The organism is Chloroflexota bacterium (assembly GCA_013152435.1).
GTDB lineage: Bacteria > Chloroflexota > Anaerolineae > DUEN01 > DUEN01 > DUEN01.
In genome coordinates, this window is the sequence record JAADGJ010000096.1 from 1 (window position 1) to 22545 (window position 22545).

The following is a 22545-nucleotide window of genomic DNA, read 5'->3' on the forward strand; positions in this document are numbered from 1 at the left end:
AGCAGCGGCTCTGTTGCCCGTCGCCGTAGACGGTGATGGGCTCCCCGCGCAGGGCCTGCCCCACGAAACGCGGCACGACCATCCCATATCGCCCCGTCTGGCGCGGCCCCACGGTGTTGAACAGTCGGGCGATCACGACAGGCAATCCGTGCTCCCGATGATATGCCAGCCCCAGGAACTCGTCCACCATCTTGGAGGCGGCATAGGACCACCGGCTGCGGGAGGTCGGTCCCAGCACCACGTCGTCATCCTCCTGAAAGGGGACCCGAACTCCCTTCCCATACACCTCGGACGTCGACGCGAGCAACACGGGCACCCGATAGCGCGCGGCCGCCTTCAGCACCGCCTCCGTCCCCATCACGTTCGCCTCGATGGTATAGGTGGGGTGGCGCACGATCAGGTCGACACCTACGGCCGCCGCCAGATGGCAGATGGCATCGCACTCGCTGACCAGGCGATCCAGGACGATCTGATGGAGTCGATGGCGAACCGGAAGCCGGCCCGTCCCCGCAGATGGGCGATGTTCTCAAAGCGGCCGGTGGAAAGGTCATCGATGATCGTCACCTGGTGGCCATCGGCCAACATGGCCTCGGCCAGATGCGATCCGATGAACCCCGCCCCGCCGGTGATCAGATAGTGCATGACGTCTCCCCGATCCCGCGGCCGCCCTCGCTCGCCTCGGGCGTCGCGCTCGGCTTTACTTTTCGGCGTCCGGGTCCTTTCGAGAGCGAATCCGGCGCCCTTTTCCCCGTGTACGTCGCGTCCGGCGACGCACGTTATCCGGCACGCGCCGGACATCGTCCACGGGGATCTCCACCTCCCGCAGCTGCCCCAGGAACTCCATCAGGACCCGCACCCGTTCGCTGGGTCGCATCGGCCCCTGGAAAACGACCTCCAGGCCGCGCAGCGGGCCATGGGTGATCAGCAGGCGATCCCCCGGGCGGAAGCCGTGCGCGGGGAGCCCGCCTGCGGCCTGCACCTCCTGCACCCGCTTCTGCAAATGGTCCATGACCTCATCCGGGATGGGAACGGGCCGCTCGCCGAAGGCCACCACACGGCGCAACCCCGGCGTCCACTGCACGACGGATAACCCCTGGGCGTCCAGATCCAGGCGGGCAAAGAGGTAGCAGGGGAAGAGCGGGCGCTCCACAGTGCCCAGACGACGGTGACGGGTGGGGATCAGGGGGAGGAAAACCTCGATCTCCTTCGAGAGGAGAAGATCGGCGACCTGGAACTCGCGATGCGGCTTGGTGTGTAAGGCGTACCAATGAAGTGCCATTTCTCGTCCGCCATGTCTCAGCCATGCAACAAAGCCGGGACCTCCACAACAAAAAATCGGAAGAGAGGTCCCGGCACCTCCTCTTCCGTCAAGAAAACGGCCACTGTCCGCCCCTCGCTTTCCTTCGAGAACGCTTCCAGAGGCCCATATAGGTGCCCCCGGCCCGACTCGAACGGGCACGCCCTTATCGGGCACAGGCCCTCAACCTGCTGTGTATGCCAATTCCACCACGGGGGCTCTTCGCAGGCCCCATTATAAACACGATTTACCCGCTTGTCAATCGCGCCAGGCTATCGTAGAATGTCCTTTAAGCTCGCTTCCCGTCTCATCGGGAGCGGTCCAACCCGGACATACCCACCTCCAGGAGTCAGCACACCTTATGAAAGCCCGTCCGCTTACCCTTCCTAACTTTGGGATCTCAGGACGTCACACCGAGGCACACCCCACCCCGCCACCGCCGGCAAAGGAGGAAGCCCCATGAGAATCGCATTGGACGCCATGGGGGGGGACCACGCCCCGGAGGCCGCCGTAGCCGGCGCCGTACAGGCCGCCCGCGCGTACGATCTGGAGGTGATCCTGGTCGGCGATGAACGCCGCCTCCAGGAGGAACTCCGCAAGCACGACACCAGCGGCCTCCGCCTGCCCATTGTGCACGCCTCTCAGGTCATCGGCATGGAGGAACACACGGTAGCCGTCAAACAGAAACGGGACGCGTCCATGGTGGTCGCCATGCGCCTGGTGAAGGAGGGGCAAGCCGACGCCTTCGCCTCCGCGGGCAATTCAGGAGCGGTGATGGCGGCGGCCCTCTTCGGGCTAGGCCGTATCCCTGGCGTGATCCGCCCCGCCCTGGTCACCATTTACCCCGCGCCGCCCCGACGCTATATCCTCCTGGATATCGGCGCCAACGCCGACTGCAAGCCGGAGTACCTGCTTCAGTTCGCCGTCATGGGGGCGACCTACGCGGAGAAGATCCACGGGATCCCCCAACCCCGGGTTGGGATCGTATCCAACGGCGAGGAGCCGGACAAGGGCTCCATGCTGGTACGGGAGACGTATCCCCTCCTGAAGGCCAGCGGGTTGAACTTCGTGGGCAACATCGAGGGGAAGGATATCCATCGCAATCTCGCCGACGTGATCGTCACCGATGGGTTCACCGGCAACGTCATCATCAAGCTGACGGAGGGGATCATCAGCTTCCTCGGACGCATGCTCGTCCAACAGGTCACGGGCACGTGGCGTGACCGGATCGGTCTTCTCCTGATGGTGCCCGGTCTGGTGCTCACGTTGCCGGGCGTGCTGCTCATGACCCCCACGCTGCGACGTACACGCCGCCAGCTCGACTGGCGAGAGATCGGAGGTGCACCGCTTCTCGGCGTCAACGGCGTCGTCGTCATCGGCCATGGGCGCTCCGACGCCTACGCCGTCCGACATATGCTGCGACAGGCCATGGCCGCGGTGGAACAGAAACTGGTCCCGGCCATTGAAGAGGGAATCCAACGAGTCGCCCAGATACCAGCCACAAGGAAGAGGGATTGACAATGCAGTCGATAGAAGCCTTGCGAGAACGCCTACGCCACATGACCCCAACAGCCCGAAGGGTGCTGCTCCAAGCGCTTCAAGCCGTGGATGCAGATCCCGACCACACGGAGGTCTCTCCGGAAGTCTTGGCCGAACTGGCCGATCTGATGTCCCCGTCGCGGCCGCGGGTCGTCGTCACCGGCATGGGGGCCATCACCCCTGTCGGCCTGAGCGCGCCGGAGAGCTGGGAGGCGTTCGTGGCCGGCCGCTCCGGCGTCGGGCCCGTCACCCAATTCGACGCCACTCCCTATCCCACCCGCTTCGGGGCGGAGGTGAAGGGGTTCGATCCCACCTCGCACATCCCGCGAGCGGAAGCCCGACGCATGGCGCGCTGCTCCCAATTCAGCGTCGTCGCCGCCGGGGAGGCCCTGGCCGACGCCGGGCTGGACACGCTCCCCGACGGGGGATTCCGGACCGGGGTGATCATCGGCACGGGGCTGGGCGGGTTCGAATTCTACGAGAAACTCCTGCGCAGACAACCCAATAGCCCCATGCGCGTGCGGCCTCTGACGGCCACGGGCGGGCTGCCCAACATGCCGGCCTTCCACATCAGCCAGTTCTACGGGGCGCGCGGCCCCAACAACACCGTCGTCACCGCCTGCGCCGCCGGCACCCAGGCCATCGGCGAGGGGATGGAGTGGATCCGCCAGGGGGCCGCTGATATCGTGATCGCCGGCGGCGTGGAGGCTTTGATCTGCGAGACCTTCTACGCCGGGTTCTCCGCCATGCGGGCCATATCCACCCGCAACGACGACCCGCAGCGGGCAAGCCGTCCCTTTGACGCCAAGCGGGATGGGTTCGTCATCGGCGAGGGATGCGGCATCCTGATCCTGGAGCGGCTGGATCACGCGCTGGCTCGCGGCGCCCGCATCTACGCCGAGCTGGTCGGGCACGCCGCCTCCGCCGACGCGTATCACGTCGCCCAGCCCGACCCGGACGGCACCGGGGCGATCCACGCGATGAAGTGGGCGCTGGCCGACGCCCACCTGCCACCGGAGGCGATCGACTACATCAACGCGCACGGCACGTCCACTCCCCTGAACGACGCCATCGAAACCCGGGCCATCCGGCACGTCTTCGGCGCCCACGCGGACCGGCTGGCGGTCAGCTCCACCAAGTCCATGATCGGCCACTGCTTTGGAGGCGCGGGAGCCATCGAGGCCATCGCCACGGTGTACGCGGTGCAGCAGGACCTGATCCATCCCACCATCAACTACGAGTTCCCCGATCCGGAGTGCGACCTGGACTACGTGCCCAACGAGGCGCGCCGCACCCGGGTGCGGGCGGCCCTCTCCAACTCCTTCGGCCTGGGCGGGCAAAACGCGTGCGTGGTGGTCGCCAAGTGGGAGCCGTAATACACATTCAGGGGATCACCCCGAGGTTCCGTCTGCAAGAGACGATCCCAGGCCCGGCCTGGGCCTGGGTCCCCGTCGGCGCCAGGGGCAAAGCGAGCCAGGGCACGTGAGCACCTGAAGATCACCTGCAGCCGCTTCCATGCCGCCCCTCGGCTCGGCGAGCGGAGGCGTTTCACCCTGTAGCAACCAGGAGGATGCAAACCGCATGCGTGTGATCACGAACGATAAGTACATCGAACGGCGAGCCCGTATCGGGAATATCGCCAGTTGGGTAGGGCTTGGCATATTGGCGGCCGGCATGGCCGCTTCCTTTCGACCGGAGTACATCTACATCGCCTTCGCCTGCCTGATCCTGGGCTTCATCGCCGCCAACATCGGCACATACCAGCTCCGCCGCTTCGGGCGACGTCCGCGCCCGGATCAGGTCCTGAGCCGAGAGCTGAGGGGATTCGACGATCGATACGTCTTCTTCGCGTGGACAGCCCCCCTCCCATACGTCGTGGTCGGCCCGCCCGGCGTCTTCGTGTTCATCACCCGGGATCAGAGCGGCCGGGTGATCTGCGAGGGCGACCGATGGCGGCAGCCCTTCCGGATCACCCGCATCTTCGCGGCGCTGGGCCAGGAGGGATTGGGGAATCCGACCAAGGAGCTCCAGAGCGAGATCGAGCACATGAAGGAGTGGCTGGCACAGCACCTACCCGAGGGGGAGATCCCACCCGTGTATGGGGCGGTCGTGTTCATCCATCCTAAAGTGCAGCTTGAGCTGCACGATCCCACCGTGCCAGTTCTGCCCGCCAACAGGTTGAGGAGCTGGTTCCGCAACTATGCCAGGAAGCGAGTGCTGAACGAGCGTCAGCGGCAGACGCTTGAGGAGCTTTTCCAGGGGGGGAAACGAAAGAAGAAGTGAGGGGAGCCGACCTGTGGCTCCTATTCGCATCAACTTAACAGCATAAGCGAGGCCCCCGCCTGTCGCTTTTTCCCTCCACGGGCGGTCGCACTTGAAAGGGGAGGTGCGGAGGGGAAGCCCCTCCGCAGAAAAACTCTTTCTCTCGCCTTTTACCTGCCTGGTTGGGGCTTTGGCCGGTGGCCTCCGGCCCCACGGGGCAGGTGAGGGCCTGAAAATAGAGTTCTTCGGAGGGGCTACCGCCCCTCCACCGCCCCTCCGAGCCACCCCAGAGATGCGGGGCCACGCTTCCGTATCGCTTAATTTGATACCAATGGGGGAGCCGACCTGTGGCTCCCCTTCCATCACGGTATCATCCCGGGGCTAGGCTGGGCTGCGGCACCCACTGCACACGACGGTCGGGCGACACGCGGCGGGCTGAATTGACGATGAAGTCCTTCCCCTCCCGCTCGATCACGCGCACAAAGGCGGTCACCACGGCGGGGTCGAAGTGGGTGCCCGCACACCGCTGCAACTCCTCCAGGATCTGATCCGGCGACATCCCTCGCTTGTACGGGCGGTCGGACGCCATGGTCTCCACCGCATCCGCCACGGCGAGGATGCGCGCCTCCAGGGGGATCTGTTCCCCGGCCAACCCATCGGGATAGCCGGTGCCATCCCAGCGCTCGTGATGGTGGCGCACGGTCGGGATCAGCCGGTGGAGCACATGGCTGCTCTCCAGCAGCTCCGCGCCGATGTTCACGTGTTCCTTCACCACATGGTATTCCTCATCCGTCAGACGCCCCGGCTTGTTCAGGATCGCATCCGGGATCCCCACCTTCCCCACGTCATGACACATGGCAGCCCGGCGCAACGTATCGATTTGGGTGCTCGACAGCCCCATCTCCTGAGCGATCGCCACCGCGTAAGCCGCCACCTGCTCAGAATGGTTGTACACGTAAGGGTCCCGGAAATCGATCACGTTCGCCAGCAAGCCGAGCAGCTCCTCGTTCACCTGACGGATCTCGGCGTTGGCGGCCATCAGGTCCTGGTTCAAGGCCTTCAGAGCGCGGATGTTGTCCGCCGTGCGATCGATGTACTGCTTCTGCGCGTACCGCACGATGAACAGCGGGACGAGGAAGGCGAAGACGCCGTACACCCCCAGGCCCGCATATGCGACGGCCAGCACCAGCGCCAGGAACCCCAGGGCGATGTAGTGCACCCACAGCCACTGGAACTGTTCCTTCCAGACCTGGATCGGATTGCGACGCTCATCCAGCGCCACCGCCGTGGAGACCAGACCCACGTTGATCGCGTAGTACACCCCCGCAGCCAGGGCGCTGGGCACGATCAACGCCAGTAGCGACCGAGCGTTGACCGGAACGCCCAACGCCTGGAACACCAGGCTGGCGGCCGTGCCGGCCAACATGTGAGCCGCCAGGTTGTACGCCGCCTGATACCACGGCGGCCGGCGGCGATAGGCGTGGGTCAGCGCGATGACCGGGGCCAGCGCGGCCACGCCAGGCGGTCCCAACAGGAACGCAGCCGCCAGCGACATCACGAAGCCCAGGGAAACGGTGCTGGCCATGTAGAGGTCCAGCGCCAAGCCCTCGCTGGCCCAGGCCAGCGCGATCAACATGATCAACGCCGTGAGATCGACCGAGGTCGCACGCGGCAGGTAATACACCATCAAAGCCGCCCCAGCGGCCACCACCACGGCGATCAGCGCCCACAGATCCCAGCTCGGCATATCCGACTTCGCCGCGCCGGCGATCACCTTGGGCTGCTCCGCCGGGGCCTTCTTCACCTCGGCGCTCTGGACGGGCGACGAGGACCGTTCCTCCTGCAGCCGCATGTCCACAGCGCTCGCCACGCATACCTGATTGCGCCCCCGGTCCTTCCCCAGATACAATGCCGCGTCCGCCCGACGCAGAAGATCGATGGGGGTTTCCGCGTCATCCGGATACGTGGCGACGCCCACCGTGATCGTCACGTGAATTGGCTTCCCGCCCTCCGACGGGGTGAGCGACAGCGCCTCCACCCGCTTTCGTATGCGCTCCGCAACGGCCAACGCCTCGTGGGTATCGCTGCCGGGCAGCACGACCACGAACTCCTCGCCCCCAAAGCGCGACACCACACCTCGCGGCCCCACGGTGGATCGGATCACGTCGGCCACCTGTCGCAGGACCTCATCCCCCACCAGGTGCCCATATGTGTTGTTGACCCGGCGTAGGCCATCCAGATCCGCCATCAACACGGACAGCGGCTGCCCCAGCTGCCGCGCCCGCCGCAGCTCCGTCTCCAATACGACGTTGCCATGTTTGGCGTTATACAGCCGGGTCTTGGAATCGACGCGCGCCTCCTCCTCCAGGAGCGGTATCCCCAACGCCCGGCGCACCAGGATCAGGGATACGAGGGAGAAGAGGCTCAGCGGCGGCAGGATCTGCCACAGCACGACGAGGCTCGCCCCGATACAGAGCAGGAGGAAGTCGGTGCTCATCCCCTCCACGTCAAACGTCGGGGCTTTCCAGGAGGCCACCCCCCGGACCAGGAGGATGCCCAAGGCCACCAACACGTGGTTCACGGTGACGTAAATCACCGCGCCGGTCAGAAGCCCCAGCTCCCCCTTCAGGGATAGCAGGCTGCCATCGCCCACGATGCTATAGCACACCTGATAGGCGAGCCATCCCGCCAGGAAGTGGGTAGAGGCGTTAAAGGCGGCGATATACCACCGCTGCCGCTGCCGCCACGCCGCAACCCCGTACGAGATCGCGATGATGATACCGGCCAGCCCCGGCCCGACCAGGAAGAACGCGGGGAAGATGAAGCCCAGCGCAGCATGATAGATGGAGTAACGGAGGGCGGCCACCCCGAATAGCCGGGCGACGATCGCCCCGATCAATAAGAACACAAAAGCCGCCCAGTCCACAGACTGCGCCGGGAGCGTAAGCACCTCGCTGATGAACCGGGCACCCACCAGGACCACGACGCCGCCCACGAAAAGCTGGGCCGACAGCGATATCTCGCGAAACGGCTGCGAGGATGGGGTCAGGGTCTTCTTCTCCGGATATACTTTCCATTGCTGCCCCATAAGTCTCGTTCCTCCATGCGATACGACGAAGGCTGCCCACCCTTGCATACAAGGCACGGGCGGGCAGCCTTTCGATCCTATAACGAGGGGAGAGGATCAATCGTCAAAGAAGTAAGCTCCCCAGTTCACGCCGCCCCAGTTTACGCCACCCCAATTCACACCACCCCAATTGACACCGCCCCAGTTCACGCCGCCCCAATTCACGCCACCCCAATTCACACCGCCCCAGTTCACGCCATCCCAATAGATCGGCGTATCCGGCGGGGTCAGGAACTGGCTGATCTGAATGCCCACGTTGGCCGATTCCGTGGTGGACATCTCCAACGCCCGCTTCACGCTCAAATAGCCATACCCGGCCCGGGCGGGATCCATGCCCGGCCAGGAGCGGGCGGCCATCCACAACCGATACTTCACCTGGTCCGGCGTGAGCTCGGGCTCCTCCTCCAGCAGCAGCGCCACGGCGCCCGAGACCACGGCCGTGGAGGCGGAGGTCCCGGAGAAGCGGATGTACCACTTATCCACGATGGCCTGCGGATGCTCCTTGCGGAACACCGACCGGGGAGCCAGGGTCGTCACCAGGCGAAGGCCCGGCGCCACCAGATCGGGCTTCACCCGCCCGGCCTCATCCACACCCCACGCGGACCATGCGGGGATCGTGTCATCCTGGATATCCGGGGTGCCCTGCTCGTCCGCGGCGCCCACCGTGATGACGAACGGATCGTTGGCGGGCGGGTACAGGATGCCGTCGCCGCCGTTGTTGCCCGCGGCCACCACGACCACGAAGCCGTTGAACCACATGACCTCAACCGCGGCGTCCAGGGGGCTCTCGTGGTAGGATCGCGGCGTCGCGCCCGTGACGGAGAGGTTGATGACCCGCACGTTCAGCTCATCGCGATGATCGTACAGCCATTGCAACCCCGCGACCAGATCCGACTCATAGCCCGTCCCATCATCGCCGCCGACCTTCACGCTGACCAGGTTCACCCGGGGCGCGATGCCGATGTACTTCCCACGGGAGATCGCCCCATCGCCCCCGATGATGCCCGCCACCGCGGTGCCATGTCCATAGAAATCGTTCACATGCGGGCTGATGGTCGATGTGCTGACCCGCACCTTCAGCCGGGTGCCTCGTCCCTGGCCAAAGTCGCTCCGGATACGTCCCTTCGCCGTCCTCTTCTCAACGCCACTGTCTACAACCGCTACGGTCACCCCCTGCCCGAGTATCCCCTCCATCCAGGCGGGAATCGCCTCCACGGACAGGTTATACGTATTCTTCAACCTCTTCACATCGTCATCATCGTCATCATCATCATCGTCGTCGGCCAGGCGTGCATGACGAACCAATGGCCCATCCACGGTGACCGCGCGCACGCTCGGATGGGCCGCCAGCCTCTCCAACGCATACTGGGGCACCAGCGCCACAAAGGAGTTGATCAAATGCAAATCCGCCAGAACCTGGCCGCCCAGAGAACGGGTGAACGCCTCCGCCGCCGGGCTGGTATCCGCCCGCTGCACGATCACGCGTATCGGCTCGCCCAGATCACCCGCAACTGCTGGCGCTGCGCTCCCCACGATAGACAACAACAGCGCCAGAATTAACGCCATGCGGAACACCCATTGCCACATGGCAGTGGACCTTCGACCACCCAGAGATGCAGAAGTCACGGTCATTATCCCCTCCCTTACACGCCAGCAGTCCGGTGAGATCTCTTGCAGCAGCTAGGCACCCATCGGTGCCACCCCTTTTACAATCACTCCCATTATACTCGGAGAATTTACGGATTGTCTACGGGTAGATTGAGCAACACAAGGTATAATGACTGGTATTTTCGTCCCAGTGACCGTGGGAGAGCACCCTAAAGCATATCTGAGACATCCCCCCGCCCCTGCCGCGGAGAGGCCCGGAGGGGCGGCGCCCCTCCGAAACCCCTCTCTCACATCGACATACATGGCACAATGCGGGACGTACGGCTGTGCGCCTCCACACCACGGCGCTGAATTCAAGTGGGGACACGGCGCGCCGTGCCGCCACAACACGCGGCCAGGAAAGCGGAGGGATCTTCTCCACACCCCCTCCCGTGGGGCATGTCGCAGGGGAATGCCCCCGGCACCTTGCCGGTATGTTCAGATACGCCCCGCAGGAGCGGGAAGGCTACACGGACACCTGCGGTCGACGCAACGGCTCGGGCATGGTAGCCCGCAACTGCTGGTACACCTCGGGAGTGGCCCGCCCGCCGGCCGCCTCCAACGCGATCAGCCAGGCCCCGATCACCGGCTCGAACTCCGGGACGATGATGCGAGCCCGCGGGGCCACGCGATGCACCGTCGCCCGGATGACATCGAAGAGCAACGGCCCCTTCCCTTTGAAGATGCTCCCGCCCAGCACCACCTCCACATCCGTGTCCTCAAGCCCCAGACGGCGGATGATCGTCCCGGCCGTGATCCCCACCTCCTCGCCCTGCATGGTGATCAACTCCTGGGCGACCGGGTCCCCTCGGTAGGCGGCCTCAAAGATCAGGGGCGGCAGCTGATAGATCTTCGACCGCACATCGCCCTCATAGAGGGCGTGCAGCAGGGCCTCCATATCCTCCAGCCCGAACTCCTCCAGGATCATCTCCGTCAGCATCGTCTGCGGGCCGCGTCCGTCCCATGCCCGCATCACGCGGCGGATCGCCTCCCGTGCCAGATCGCCGCCGCCCCCCCAATCGCCTGAGTGCCACCCCAGGCCGGGGAACACGATCTCAGTCCCATCCGGGCCACGCCCGGCCGCGTTGGTGCCCGATCCGCAGATCACCGTCACCCCCCACGGCCGACTGAGCCCTGACCGCAGGGCGGCCATGGTGTCGTTCTTGACCGTGATCTCCTGCGCCAGCCCCAAGGCGCGCACCGCCGGGATCAGCATGGCGTAATCCTGGGGGAGATCGGCGCCGGCCAGGCAGAAAGCCCCATGAGCGATCTGCTCCCCCCGCAGGCCAGCCTGCTCCAGCGCCTCCTCCCCCGCCCGGCGATACTCGGCGATCACGGCCTCCAGGCCCGGCCCCTGGTGATTCCCCGGGCCACCGCGGCCAAACCCCAGGATACGCCCCTGCTCATCCCCCACCACGCAGAACGTCTTCGACGCGCCCGCGTCCATACCCAGGAAGTAGCGCATATCCCCCTCCTCCACGCCAGATCCCGTCAGGAAGATTTCGAGCTCTCCCCGAAGAACTGGGGGAGGAACGGGCGATTCGCCTCCAGGAGCGCGTCGAGCAGCCCCTGGGCGACGGAGAACGACGGCACCAACGGATGCGCCAGCAACGCCTGCAGAGCGGCACGTCGGTCGCCCTCCGCACCCGCCTTGGCCGCCAGCACCTCATACGCCTTCACCTGCTGGGTCAACCCCAGGATCTCGGGCGCCATGGGGGCCGTCACCAGGGGACGAGCGCCGCCCGCCCCCACCACGCATGGGATCTCCACGACCACATCCGGCGGGAGATCGGGCACGGCGCCCCGGTTCAACGTGTTGACGACGTGCACCTCCTTCTTATCGTTCTCGATGGCGGAGATCAGCGAGACGGCCGCCTTGGAGTAGTAGGCCCCTCCCCGCTCCTCCAGCAGCTTGGGCTTCTCATGCAACTGGGGATCCCGGTACATCTCCATCAGCTGGCGCTCGATCTCGATGACCTCCTCCCCGCGCGTCTTCTTCGCCTTAAGCTGCTTCTCCAGCACCCGATCCCGGTTGTAATAGTAGTTCAGGTACCCACACGGGATGCACTGCAGGGTCTCCAGCAGCTCCGCCGAGAACCCCCAATCATCGTCCTCACGCCGGCGGGCCTCCTCTACTGCCTTCTGGAAGACCTGATCCCAGACGTCCCGGCCGTCTACCCAGGCCCCTCGCAGCCAGTTGAGATGGTTCAGCCCCACGTGATCGATGGTGACGCGCCGTCGGTCCACGCCGAATTCCTTCGCCAGGCGCATCTCGATCCCGATGGGAAGGTTGCACAGACCGATCACGGAGATCTCACTGTAGCGTAGCAACGCCTCCGTGATGAGCCCGGACGGATTGGTGAAGTTCACCAGGAAAGCGCCCGGCGCGGCCAACCGCTGAATATCCCGGGCGATGTCCAGGAGGACCGGGATCGTGCGCAACGCCTTGGCAAACCCGCCCGGCCCCGTGGTCTCCTGGCCGATGACGCCGAAGCGCAGGGGGATCTTCTCATCCTGCACCCGGGCGGCCATCTGCCCCACACGAATCTGCGTGATGATGTAATGCGCCCCCTCGAGGGCCCTCTGGCGGTCGGTGGTCAATTCCAACTCGACGCTCACGCCCGCCGCCTGCAACATGCGCTCCGTCAACCCGCCCACGATGCTCAGCCGCTGCTCGTCGATGTCCATCATGGCGATGCGGGCCACGTTCAACTCCTCGCGGGCCTCCACGAACCCCTCAATCAGCTCGGGCGTGTACGAACTTCCCGCCCCGATCACGGCGACCTTCAGATCACGACTCATTTCTCACCCAACCTCCTCATCCTTCAGATCGATCGGCTGCCCGGTCTCCGCCGAGCGATGCGCAGCCCAGCACAACCGGGTCACCGCATATCCCTGATCCACATCCGCCGAAAACTCCTCCCCGGCGGACAACCCACGCAGCCAGTGCTCCACCATCCAGACCGGGAACCCGCGCAGCACGCCATCGATCTCGCCGACCAGCGTGCCCGGATAGCTCCAGCGCTCGCCCGCCTGGTGGATCATCTGGTCCTGGGTATCGATGAACTGGGCGCCCCGCTCCCCCACCAGCTCAAACTTGAAGTCGTACACGGTGGGAAGCGACTCGGGGAGCGTCCATGCCGTCTCGAACACGGCCGTCATCTCCGGCTCGAACTCCACGGTCGTGTGCAACGCGTCCCAGGTGTCCACGCCACGCCCGGCCAGCTGTCCCCGCAGCCCGACGGCGTACACCCGCCGGGGTTGGGCGCCAGACAGCCACATCGCCAGGTCGGCCAGATGAGGCAACAGGAACCACCCCGGGCTGGATCGAGCCGCCCATCCCAGCATGCCGGTGGGCACCCAGATGGTGTCGTTCAGGCGGGCGTTGATCCAGCGCACCGCGCCCAGGTCCCCGCGCTGGATGGCCGCCCGGGCGGTCACGAACGCCGGATTCCAGCGATTCTCGAAGGCGATCATGCAGCGCACCTCCGCCGTCCTCACCGCCTCCCGAATGGCCGCCGCATCCTCCAACGTCGTCGCCAACGGCTTCTCGATCAGCAAATGCAGCCCACGGGCGGCCGCGTCCAGCGCCGGCTCTCGATGGGCGAAATCCGGCGTGGCCACGATAGCGGCGTCCAACTCCGAGCGTTCGTACATCTCCTGATGCGTGGCATACACCGGGACCTCCAACACGCTCGCCGACCGCCGGGCGCGCTCGCTGACATCGCACGCGGCCACCACACGCCCCATCCCCGACTGGTTGACGGCCCGAGCGTACATCATGCCACGGATCCCCATGCCGACGATGCCCACTCGTATCATGTCCTCCTCCACACCTTCCCTGCCCGGGAAGCCCAGAGTTAAAATCCCAATCCCCGCTGCTTCAGGCTGACGTATCGCCCCTGCCCGATGATCAGATGGTCCAGCACCTCGATGCCCAACAGATCCCCCGCCCGGACGGCATCCCGGGTCAGCTGCACATCCTCTGGGCTGGGGGACGGATCACCCGAAGGGTGATTGTGCGCCAGGATAACGGCCGCACAGTTCGCTCGAATGGCCGCCCGAAACAGCTCACCGATGCGCACCACGGCGGAGTTCAGCGAGCCCTTATAAACCGTCCGGATGGCCAGGACGCGATTCCGGGTGTCCAACAGGATCACCCGCATCTCCTCCTGCTCCAAAACCCCCATGTCCAGGGCGATCAGATTGGCTGCGTCGTCGGGCGTGGTCACCTGCGGCCTCTCCTCGGGGGACGCCACCAGCAGGCGCCGTCCCAGCTCCAGGGCCGCCTTCAGCTGAGCGGCCTTCGCCTCCCCCACGCCGTGCTCGGCGCACAGATCGGCAAAACTGGCCCGGGCCAGACCGGACAATCCCCCGTATTGGGCCAATAGCCGGTTCGCCACCTGGATGACGCTCTCCCCATGGACGCCCACCCGCAGGATGATCGCCAGGAGCTCGCCCGTGGAGAGGGCGCCGGCCCCATAGTGCTTCAGCCGCTCACGCGGCCGCTCCCCCACCGGCAGATCCCGGATCATCGGCCGGTATTCGACGCTCATCGCCTCCTCCGAACGGCAGCTGCCGGAGCGCATCCCCGTGATAGCGCACGGCTGTGCACCTTCGTGAGGCTGCCTCCTCACGACATTCGCACCAAGATACGCCACCCGGACCGAGTATTCCACAAAGAGGATACACTACCCACCACGCGATAGTGTATCCTTTTCGGTGAAAATACAGCGGGGAGCTTTGAGGGGCGCAGCCCCTCAAAAGAAACTTCCCGGTTTCCGCCCCTCACCTGCCTCGCCCGGCCTTGCCCACCCGAATCAGGCCGGGAAAGGGCAAATGCAAAGCGGAAAAAGAGGATGTTTTGGCGGAGGGAGGTCCCTCCGCACCTCCCCTGTGGGCTTGCGATGGGCCTCGCGGAATTTCCACCATTTTGGATACACTACCCACCACACCATCCGTTTGCTTGCGTCCCCGCGGTCGGATATAATGGGCACACCTTAGCTCGGGAGGGTTCCCGCATTATGTCACCCGATCTCATGAACACCATCGGCGTCGTGCTCCAGGTGATCCTGGCCCTGGCCGGCGCATTCTTCTTCGCCTTCTGGATCAGCCTGGTGATCTGGACGTTCCGGGATATCCGGGCCCGCACGCGTGATATCTTCGCCCAGATCCTGGCCACGCTGCTGGTTCTGCTCTTCACCCCCTTCCTGGGCGCCGGGCTTGTCCTCTATCTGCTTTTGCGCCCCAAGGAGACCCTGGCAGAGGCCTACGAGCGGGCCCTGGAGGAGGAAGCCCTCCTGCGGGATATCGAGGAGCAGCCAGCTTGCCCACGCTGCCAACGCCCCGTCCAGGCGGACTGGCAGGTATGCCCTTACTGCCGGGAGACCCTCAAGACCCCTTGCCCGCGCTGCGGCAAGCTCATGGCGCTGGACTGGGTCATCTGCCCCTATTGCGCCCGGGAGACCACCCCACAGCCCCGCCGTCTGGAGGAGACGCTGACGCTGGAGACCGCCTCCCTGGACAGGCCGGAGTAGCCATCTACATCCCCTGACGAATCGTTGAGCCGCTCGTCGCGCCCAACCATGGAGCACCTCGCCCACAAGGATCGCCAGGGCAGAGATGGCTCACAGCCCTTTCTTCTCCCCACCCAACGACACCTTATGTCAATATCGCCGCGATCGGAGGGCCAGATTCGACTACTGGGACTCCACCACGCGCACGGACCCACAGGGGACCTCCGGCCCCAGAGGCTCTCCATCGGGGCCGACCACGGCCACCAGCATCCGATACTCGCCCGGGGGCGTGATCGGATTCAGGTTCACATCGTGCTCGTCCCGCACCACGGCATCGCCGGGCCAGGTATCCGGCGGATACATCGCCCACATGCCCTGCGGGCGCTCCAGGCCCGCCCCCCAGATCTGCCCCAACCCGTCGACCAGATGTAATCGGGGCCGGGCGTCCACGGGGGGATCGCCGGACCGCCGCCAGTACAACGCCACGTGGACCCACCCGGACGGGGGATGATAGATATCGTCTCGGGCAGTCACCGTCGTCTCACTCAGCCGGCAGCCCGCCAATGTCAACCCCGGCGCCAGGGTTTCCTCCAACGGCCGCACCCCGGATGGCAGGTCCGGCAGGAACCGCCGCACCGCGTACGCGCGGATCACGACCCCCGCCGGGAATTGTTCGGTGACCAGCGGATACCGCTCGCCCAGCCAGCGCTCCACCAGGCGATCGTCGTCCACGTTCTCCAGGTGCGATTCGACCAGCCAGATGGTGTCAAAGCCGCTCATGCCCTCCAGGGGAGGGGCCACCTGGGCCATGTCATCCAGCCGGCCGCCAAAGGGGAAATACACGGGCAGCTTCCCCCGATAATATCGCAGGAACGCCGTGCGCACGTAATCCACGTGGATCAAGATCGCGTCGTTGGGACCCTCATGAGCCTCAATGTAGCGGGCCGCCGCCCGCCAGTCCTCGCGTCGCGTCTCCGGCCGCCAGTCCCACGGCAGCGCCGCCAGGTTGGCGGCCAGCAGAACGGCCAGAAACGTCCCGCCCAACAGGAGCGTCCCGGGCGTGCGCCGTCGGATCAGCCGCACGATGCTCAGCCCCCACCCCAGGCAGAGGAACGGCACCAGAAAGAGCCAATATCGCGTCTCGGCAAAGGTCGCCTGGTTGCGAGCCAGCAAGATGTTCCCTATCAGCCAGGGGACGACGAGGATGACGAGCAGCTCCCCCACCCCCTTCCGGTCCCGCGACGGGCCCCGGAGCCCCTGCATCACCAGGGCCACCAGCGCGGCCGCCCCCGCCAGCACGGCCACATCGCCGAGCGCATCCAGCGGGGCGCGATGGATCAGGAAGGCACGGCTGAACCGCCTCAGCGTGATGCCCGCATCGGCGAAGGCGCGCCCCGGGGTCGATTCCACGCCGCTCACGAACCACGCCTGCCACGCCAGCGGCAGGAATCCGATGGCCACCCCGGCCATCGCCAGGACGCCGGTCACGGCCAGCCACCGCGTCCCCCGGCCGTCGCCGGATCGCCACCGCCGGGCCAGGGCCATCAGCCACCAGATCCCGGCGGCGGGGAGCAGCAGCGCGTTGAACAGGTACGCGTATACACCAGCCAACGACATCACGCCGAACACGATCCAGCCACGCCCATTCATGTCCTCCGTCGCCCGAACTAGCCCCCAGAACCCGAACAGGGCGAAGGTGGCGGCGGGCATGAACATGCGCGCCTCCTGCGAGTACCAGACGAGGAACGGGTTGAGGACGAACAGCAGGGCGGCCACAGCCCCGGCCGCCCTCCCCCCCCAGCGACGCCCCAAAGCGTACACGGGGAACACCCCCAGGGCGCCCAGCAGCACGCCCAGGGAGCGCACGGCCGCGTCTCCGGTCCCAAACAACAGCGTCCAGCCCCGCAGGAGCAGATAGTAGACGGGGGGGTGCTTATCGCGAACCAGCTCCAGCCCCACGCGCACGATCTCCGAGGCCGGGCGGCTGGCCCAATACGCGCTCACCGATTCATCAAACCACAGGCTATGGTATGTCAACCGCCACAGGCGAATGGCCAATGCGAGCAGGAACAGGGCGACCGGCTCCCACCGCGCCCAACGCCTCCGCGCCCACGAGAGCATGACGATTCCACCTCAGGATCAGGATCAAGCGATGAGCCCACCTTGTCCGGTCAAAGCGAGGGACAGACCTCGGGGACATCGGCCGCAGTATACCATACAGCCACCACGCGGGCACAAAGTGCAGAGGAGAAGGGGGCTCAACAGTAGGTAAGATACGATAGGCAATATCGTGCGCCGAAGGGAAGCCGGGAGGGCGCGCAGGCGAACGTGACACGGGCATGCCCCTTAACGAACTTGCGGCGGGAGGATGTCCCGCCGCAAGTTTTCACACGTCTGGATCGCTTCTGCACGCCACGAGCGCGCCGGAACTCCTATCCCTTCACGGCTGTCCGGTGGCGATGCGGGCTGCCAGCGTCGCCCGCACGGCATCCGGCCCGCCGCTGATGCGCTCCACCTGGCAGCCGGCGGCCACCAGGCCCGCCTCCTCCAGCTTGCCATACCCATCGCCGATGATCGTCACCCGCGCCGCCTGCTCCGCGTCCACCAGCGAATAGCCAAAAGCCAGGCGGAAGTGCATGATATACTCGGCGGCCAACAGGAAGTTCGTCCGCTCCCCCGGGGCGCCCACAGGCCCCAGCAACACGTAATGCGTCAGCGTCCGCTCCCCCGTCTCACCGCCGTCCGTGGTCAGCGTCAGCTCAAGCGTCTCCGTGGCCCCGGACGCCAGGATGATCGCCTGGCTCACCAGGGAGGTTCCCTCTACAGCCACGACGTACATCCCGGGGTCCAACCCCTCGATACGGAACGACTCGTCTTGGGCGACGGTGGCGCGTCCGGCCTCCGTGGTACCATCGCGCAGCGCGACCACCACGCGTCCGGCCCCGCCGTTCACCCACCCCTCGATCACGCCGGGGATCAGCGGCACCGTGAGCTCGATCTCGGCCATGTCCTGGCCATCCAGGGTGACGGGATCCGAGGAGATATCCATCCCCTCCACGCGCACCACGTAAGTCCCTGCCGGCAATCCCTCAAACCGGAACCGCTCGTCCGCTCCCACGTCAGCCCGGGCGACCTCCTCCTCCCCCCGTAGCAAGACCAGTGTCTGCCCCGCCCCATTGCGCACCAGCCCGGCCAACACGCTCTCGGAGGGTTGATCGCTGACCACGGTTCGCTGAAACACGACCAGGAACGAGTGATGGAACAACGTGTTGCCCGGCGCCTCATCCGGGTGTCCGGTATGCAGGTTCTCCACCCGGTCCGACGGCAGCCCCACGCCCTCGACGGCGCACACCTGCCACTTCCACATGGGGAAGTCGGCCCCGGCCTCCTCATCCGTCTTGTCGATGGTGACGATCTGCTCGCCACCCTCCCAGGTCACCCGCACCTGAGCGCCCATGATCCGTTGTTCCTGCTCGTCGAGCATGTCCAGGAAGATATGATGCCTCCCCCCGTTCTCCTCCGGCGTCAGGTGATGCACGCGCACCACCCGCCACAGCGGCTCCCCAGGGGTCGCATCGATTTGGATGACGCGAACGCCGTACGCCTCGGCGTCATTGATCGGATCACCATTGCCCATGGGCTGTGTCTCCCTCTGCATCTCACCCGAACGCCCAGACGGCGTCTCCTCGGTGGGCGGACGACCTACCACCCAATCCAGCACCCGTCGTCCCCATTCGCTCACGAGCCACCTCCCCCTCAGTCGATGGCCTGCAGCCGTTCCTTCAACGCCTGCTCGATCTCGTACAGGTCACCGGCCAGACGCTCCACGACGCAGCCGGCCTCCCGCAGCGCATGCTCATCCTCGGCGCTCACCGCGTCCTCCCCGCCGATGATGGTCACCCGCTGGGCGGACATCGCCTCCTGCAGGCTGAATCCCGCCACGGCCCGGCTGGCCGCCACATACGGCTGCGCCAACAGCAGGCCCGTGCGCGTGTCCGGGTCGTCAGGGGCGCCGAACAACAGATACAGGGGTAACGTCTTCCCTCCGGCGGCGGACAGGCGATAGCTCAGCTCGACTCGATTCCGCCCGTCCAGCTTCACATCCCGGTGGATGACCCCCACGCCCTCCAGGGAGATCATGTACTCCCCGGCGAGCAAACCGGTGAACGTGTATCGGCCCTGCGGATCGGTGACATCCTCGCCCACCCAGATATCCCGATAGAGCATCACCTTTCGCCCTGACACGGGTGCGCCGTCGGCGTCTAGCACCTCTCCCTCGATCACGCTCTCCGCGGGAGCTCCCTCCGGCACCAGCGTGACCTCCACCTCGGATACGCCGTCGAGGACGATGTTGCGACGCACCAGGCCCAGATCGGGGACACGCAGCTCATAAGTGCCCGCCACCAGGCCGCCAAAGGCGAACCACCCGTCCTCATCGGTGGTCGCCTCCCCGGCCACCTGCTCGCCCTTCCACAACTGGACGACCACCCCCACCTGAGGCGTCGCCGCGGCGTCCAGCACCTGGCCGCGCAGCACGCCGCGCATGGTGCCGCCCAGATCGACCACGGGAGCCGTGAATCGCCCGACTCCGTCGCACACGGCCTGCACCTTGTGGCGGGCGTCGATCTCGATCTCGTAAGGGGCGGCCGGCAGGTTCGTGAACCGATAGCGTCCCTGGGCGCTCACCTGCGCCTGTTGTGTCCAGTCCCAGCCCGGGATCAGGGGCCGCAGCGTCACCGTCATGCCCGATGTCGCGCCCCGCACCGTCCCCTGGATGACTCCCCGCATGGGGAAGAGGACGTTCACCTCGTTCAGCCCATCCAGGTTGATGTGGTCACGGATCAGGCCGATCCCCTCCAGCTCCAGTTGATAGGTCCCCCGCCCCAAATCGGTGAAGAGGAACCCGCCATCGCTGCCCAGGGTGGTGGTCCATCGCTGCCCGCTCTCGCCCTCGATCAGGAAGACGCGAGTCCCCTCGGCGCCCCCCGGCACGCGGCCGCGCACCACGCTGGCCTGGCCACTGCTCATCGGCTTGAGCTGGAAGTTCACCTCCCAGGTGATGGCATCCCCCTCTCGCCCGGGGATCCCCGTCGTCTTCAATCCATCGGCGACCTCGCTTTCCCAGTCGCCCTGGACCACCTGGATCATGAACTCGCCGGGAGTGTGCACGAACTCGTAAGATCCCGGCGGCCGGAATGGGTCGTGCCCGGTGCGCACGCGAGGGAAATCGGTGTCGGGATCGGCCCCCACCCAGCGCATCTCCACCAGGACGCCATTGATCCCGTTGCCGGACGGGTCCAGTACCCTGCCGTAGAACACGTTTCGCCCCTGCGTTTCCTCGGGCGGCAATAGACGCTTGGTCACGACCGCGTACATGTACCCCATGGGAGCGGGCACCGTGATGTCCAGCGTCTTAGCATCAAAGCCGCTCAACACGACGCCATCGATGCGCACCCGCTGGTCTCCCTCGGCCGCCTCCAGGCGGAAGTGACCCGCCGGGAGCCGGGTCAGCTCGTAACGCCCATCGCGATCGGTGGTCGTGGCGGCCACCTCCTCGCCCAGCAGCGTGAGCAGACGGACCGGGACGTTCCCCATCCGGGTGCCTCGCGTATCCGTCACGCGGCCGCTGAGGGAGCTGAAGTTCCCCACCGGCACCCGGAGGTCCACCTCCACCGTCTCGTCCTCGGGCACCTGCACCCGCTGGACGACGTCGCCATATCCGGCGGCCAGGTCGTATGCGCCCGCGGCCACCTGATCGAAGGTGTAGCGGCCCTCGTCGTCGCTGGTGGTCTCCCGCTCCCTGGCCGTCTCCTCCAGAGGGCGCAGGATGACCGGGAACTGTGGCACGGGCTGGCTGTTGTCATCTCGCACCACGTGCCCGGTGACCACGGAGTTCCCCTGCGGCCCCAGTCGGGAGACGCTGGGCAGGTCCTTCAGCGCCTGAATCACCGGCAACTGCCCGTTCAGACCGAACCGTTCGTCCCAGGCGTGGGTATACCAGCTCATCTGGTCCCATGTCGGGTTGAAATCACCCAGGCCGCGTGAGGCCAGCAACCAGGTACAGCAGGTGAAGTAGTAATCCGGGGCCTCCTCCTGGAGGAAGCGACAGATCTCCACCTGCCACTCGGCGTGCTGATCGGGGATCACCTTGGGGTACCGCTTGTCGTCCCCCCAGCCCACCACGGGGCCGCCCTCCGTGGAGATGATGGGCACCATGAAGCCCAGCGCCTCCTGGATCATGCGAGCAGTCCACAGATATCCACGGAAGCAATTCGGGTCGTCATAGACGGTCGCCCCCGGGTTCTTGCGCTCCGCCCGAAGCCGGTTGATCTCCTCGATCGATCGGTAGTCCCAGGCCCACGCGCCGAATCGATCGTACTCCTCCTGGGTCAGCGGAGTGCCCAACTGGTTCACATCGTCATCCGGATAGTCCAAAGGATGGTTCAGAGTGTAGTTATGAATGGCCACCCAGCATCCGTTCTCAAACAGATCGCCCCGTTTCTTCCGGATGACCATCTCGACGGGATTGTCCTTGCTCCCGGCCCCCATGGCCGGCAGAGCCAGATATCCGCCCGCATCCAGAACACGATCGGCATCGTAAATGAAGTTCTCGATGACGATCTCAAGCCAGTTGTCCGGCATGTGGGTACTCCACTCCGCCGGCAGGTCGGGCTCATTGTTCGTCTCAAAGTAGCGCACGCCGATCGCGGTCAGCTTCCGGATGGTCTCGATCTCACGGCCGCCGATGTGCCCCGGGTTGGGCTCCTTCCGGTACAGCCGCACGATCGGCATGATGTCGGCGTCCAGCAAGCGCTCGCACAGCTCCAGCGAGGAGCCGCCGCCATCATCCAGCAGCTTGACCCATTTGATCTTCATGGCCAACAGTTCGTTGATCCAGAAATCCAGGTCGGAGCCGCTAGGGTGGTAGACGCTGGCCGACCAATGTACGCCACGTCCGTTGTCATCTTTGGGACGAGGGAAGTCCTCGATGCGCATCTCGTCCTCCTGGGCGATCTCTCTGAGGATTCAGGGAAGCGAGGATGCCCCTCCCGAATACGCCAGGAACAGGGCGATCGCTATGATCGAATCAGCAATTTATACGTGTATCAGTATAACACAACCGGCCGGGCACAGCAACGAATCAGGCCCGCGGTGAC

14 protein-coding genes, 1 tRNA gene and 1 pseudogene are annotated in these 22545 nt (G+C 65.7%); 4 read left to right on the plus strand and 12 right to left on the minus strand.

Annotated features, from left to right (window positions below; genetic code table 11):
• The 3 genes and pseudogenes from GXP39_13665 to GXP39_13675 all read right to left on the minus strand — a co-directional run bounded on the left by GXP39_13665 (nt 1) and on the right by GXP39_13675 (nt 1516).
• A pseudogene (locus tag GXP39_13665) lies at nt 1-642 on the minus strand (NAD-dependent epimerase/dehydratase family protein).
• A gap of 55 nt (nt 643-697) precedes the next feature.
• Nucleotides 698-1279 (minus strand): hypothetical protein, encoded by a 582-nt coding sequence (locus GXP39_13670; GenBank protein ID NOZ29081.1) that lies wholly within the window; start codon nt 1277-1279, stop codon nt 698-700.
• 153 nt (nt 1280-1432) lie between these two features.
• Nucleotides 1433-1516: transfer RNA gene (locus GXP39_13675), tRNA-Leu, on the minus strand.
• A gap of 240 nt (nt 1517-1756) precedes the next feature.
• On the opposite strand from GXP39_13675, the gene plsX reads away from it, so the two are divergent.
• From plsX to GXP39_13690, 3 genes are all read left to right on the plus strand, one after another.
• The gene (gene plsX, locus GXP39_13680; GenBank protein NOZ29082.1) at nt 1757-2815 is read left to right on the plus strand and encodes a phosphate acyltransferase PlsX; all 1059 of its coding nucleotides are present in this window, start codon (nt 1757-1759) and stop codon (nt 2813-2815) included.
• 149 nt (nt 2816-2964) lie between these two features.
• Nucleotides 2965-4212, plus strand: a complete 1248-nt coding sequence (gene fabF, locus GXP39_13685) for a beta-ketoacyl-ACP synthase II (GenBank protein NOZ29083.1) — start codon at nt 2965-2967, stop codon at nt 4210-4212.
• Between the two features lie 205 nt (nt 4213-4417).
• Nucleotides 4418-5119, plus strand: coding sequence for a hypothetical protein (locus GXP39_13690; GenBank protein ID NOZ29084.1), 702 nt, complete (start codon nt 4418-4420; stop codon nt 5117-5119).
• A 349-nt stretch (nt 5120-5468) separates the two neighbouring features.
• Here the strand turns inward: GXP39_13690 and GXP39_13695 are convergent, their stop codons facing one another.
• From GXP39_13695 to GXP39_13720, 6 genes are all read right to left on the minus strand, one after another.
• Nucleotides 5469-8186 (minus strand): diguanylate cyclase, encoded by a 2718-nt coding sequence (locus tag GXP39_13695; GenBank protein ID NOZ29085.1) that lies wholly within the window; start codon nt 8184-8186, stop codon nt 5469-5471.
• A gap of 96 nt (nt 8187-8282) precedes the next feature.
• Nucleotides 8283-9857 carry a S8 family serine peptidase gene (locus tag GXP39_13700; GenBank protein NOZ29086.1) on the minus strand — a complete coding sequence of 525 codons (1575 nt, stop codon included), beginning with the start codon at nt 9855-9857 and terminating at the stop codon, nt 8283-8285.
• Between the two features lie 481 nt (nt 9858-10338).
• Nucleotides 10339-11337, minus strand: a complete 999-nt coding sequence (locus GXP39_13705; protein ID NOZ29087.1) for an ATPase — start codon at nt 11335-11337, stop codon at nt 10339-10341.
• A 26-nt stretch (nt 11338-11363) separates the two neighbouring features.
• Nucleotides 11364-12674: a 6-phospho-beta-glucosidase gene (locus tag GXP39_13710; protein ID NOZ29088.1), complete on the minus strand. Its 1311-nt coding sequence runs from the start codon at nt 12672-12674 to the stop codon at nt 11364-11366.
• A 3-nt stretch (nt 12675-12677) separates the two neighbouring features.
• The gene (locus tag GXP39_13715) at nt 12678-13694 is read right to left on the minus strand and encodes a Gfo/Idh/MocA family oxidoreductase (protein ID NOZ29089.1); all 1017 of its coding nucleotides are present in this window, start codon (nt 13692-13694) and stop codon (nt 12678-12680) included.
• 38 nt (nt 13695-13732) lie between these two features.
• On the minus strand, nt 13733-14407 hold the full coding sequence (locus GXP39_13720; protein ID NOZ29090.1) for a JAB domain-containing protein: 675 nt from the start codon (nt 14405-14407) through the stop codon (nt 13733-13735).
• Nucleotides 14408-14896: 489 nt separating this feature from the next.
• Between GXP39_13720 and GXP39_13725 the strand changes: the two genes are divergently transcribed.
• Nucleotides 14897-15409 carry a zinc ribbon domain-containing protein gene (locus GXP39_13725; protein ID NOZ29091.1) on the plus strand — a complete coding sequence of 171 codons (513 nt, stop codon included), beginning with the start codon at nt 14897-14899 and terminating at the stop codon, nt 15407-15409.
• Between the two features lie 162 nt (nt 15410-15571).
• Here GXP39_13725 and GXP39_13730 read toward each other — a convergent pair whose 3' ends face one another.
• The 3 genes from GXP39_13730 to GXP39_13740 all read right to left on the minus strand — a co-directional run bounded on the left by GXP39_13730 (nt 15572) and on the right by GXP39_13740 (nt 22384).
• Complete coding sequence (locus GXP39_13730; protein ID NOZ29092.1) at nt 15572-17509, minus strand: hypothetical protein; 1938 nt, start codon at nt 17507-17509, stop codon at nt 15572-15574.
• 319 nt (nt 17510-17828) lie between these two features.
• A complete protein-coding gene (locus tag GXP39_13735; GenBank protein ID NOZ29093.1) occupies nt 17829-19130 on the minus strand; it encodes a hypothetical protein in 1302 nt (433 codons plus the stop codon).
• A gap of 14 nt (nt 19131-19144) precedes the next feature.
• Nucleotides 19145-22384, minus strand: coding sequence for a carboxypeptidase regulatory-like domain-containing protein (locus GXP39_13740; GenBank protein NOZ29094.1), 3240 nt, complete (start codon nt 22382-22384; stop codon nt 19145-19147).
• Between the last annotated feature and the right edge of the window lie 161 nt (nt 22385-22545).

Bases quoted from the DNA above. Each gene is read 5' to 3' on its own strand.
- GXP39_13670 (NOZ29081.1), bottom strand. From the start codon at position 1,279: ATGGCACTTCATTGGTACGCCTTACACACCAAGCCGCATCGCGAGTTC.
- plsX (NOZ29082.1), top strand. From the start codon at position 1,757: ATGAGAATCGCATTGGACGCCATGGGGGGGGACCACGCCCCGGAGGCC.
- fabF (NOZ29083.1), top strand. From the start codon at position 2,965: ATGTCCCCGTCGCGGCCGCGGGTCGTCGTCACCGGCATGGGGGCCATC.
- GXP39_13690 (NOZ29084.1), top strand. From the start codon at position 4,418: ATGCGTGTGATCACGAACGATAAGTACATCGAACGGCGAGCCCGTATC.
- GXP39_13695 (NOZ29085.1), bottom strand. From the start codon at position 8,186: ATGGGGCAGCAATGGAAAGTATATCCGGAGAAGAAGACCCTGACCCCA.
- GXP39_13700 (NOZ29086.1), bottom strand. From the start codon at position 9,857: ATGACCGTGACTTCTGCATCTCTGGGTGGTCGAAGGTCCACTGCCATG.
- GXP39_13705 (NOZ29087.1), bottom strand. From the start codon at position 11,337: ATGCGCTACTTCCTGGGTATGGACGCGGGCGCGTCGAAGACGTTCTGC.
- GXP39_13710 (NOZ29088.1), bottom strand. From the start codon at position 12,674: ATGAGTCGTGATCTGAAGGTCGCCGTGATCGGGGCGGGAAGTTCGTAC.
- GXP39_13715 (NOZ29089.1), bottom strand. From the start codon at position 13,694: ATGATACGAGTGGGCATCGTCGGCATGGGGATCCGTGGCATGATGTAC.
- GXP39_13720 (NOZ29090.1), bottom strand. From the start codon at position 14,407: ATGATCCGGGATCTGCCGGTGGGGGAGCGGCCGCGTGAGCGGCTGAAG.
- GXP39_13725 (NOZ29091.1), top strand. From the start codon at position 14,897: ATGTCACCCGATCTCATGAACACCATCGGCGTCGTGCTCCAGGTGATC.
- GXP39_13730 (NOZ29092.1), bottom strand. From the start codon at position 17,509: ATGCTCTCGTGGGCGCGGAGGCGTTGGGCGCGGTGGGAGCCGGTCGCC.
- GXP39_13740 (NOZ29094.1), bottom strand. From the start codon at position 22,384: ATGCGCATCGAGGACTTCCCTCGTCCCAAAGATGACAACGGACGTGGC.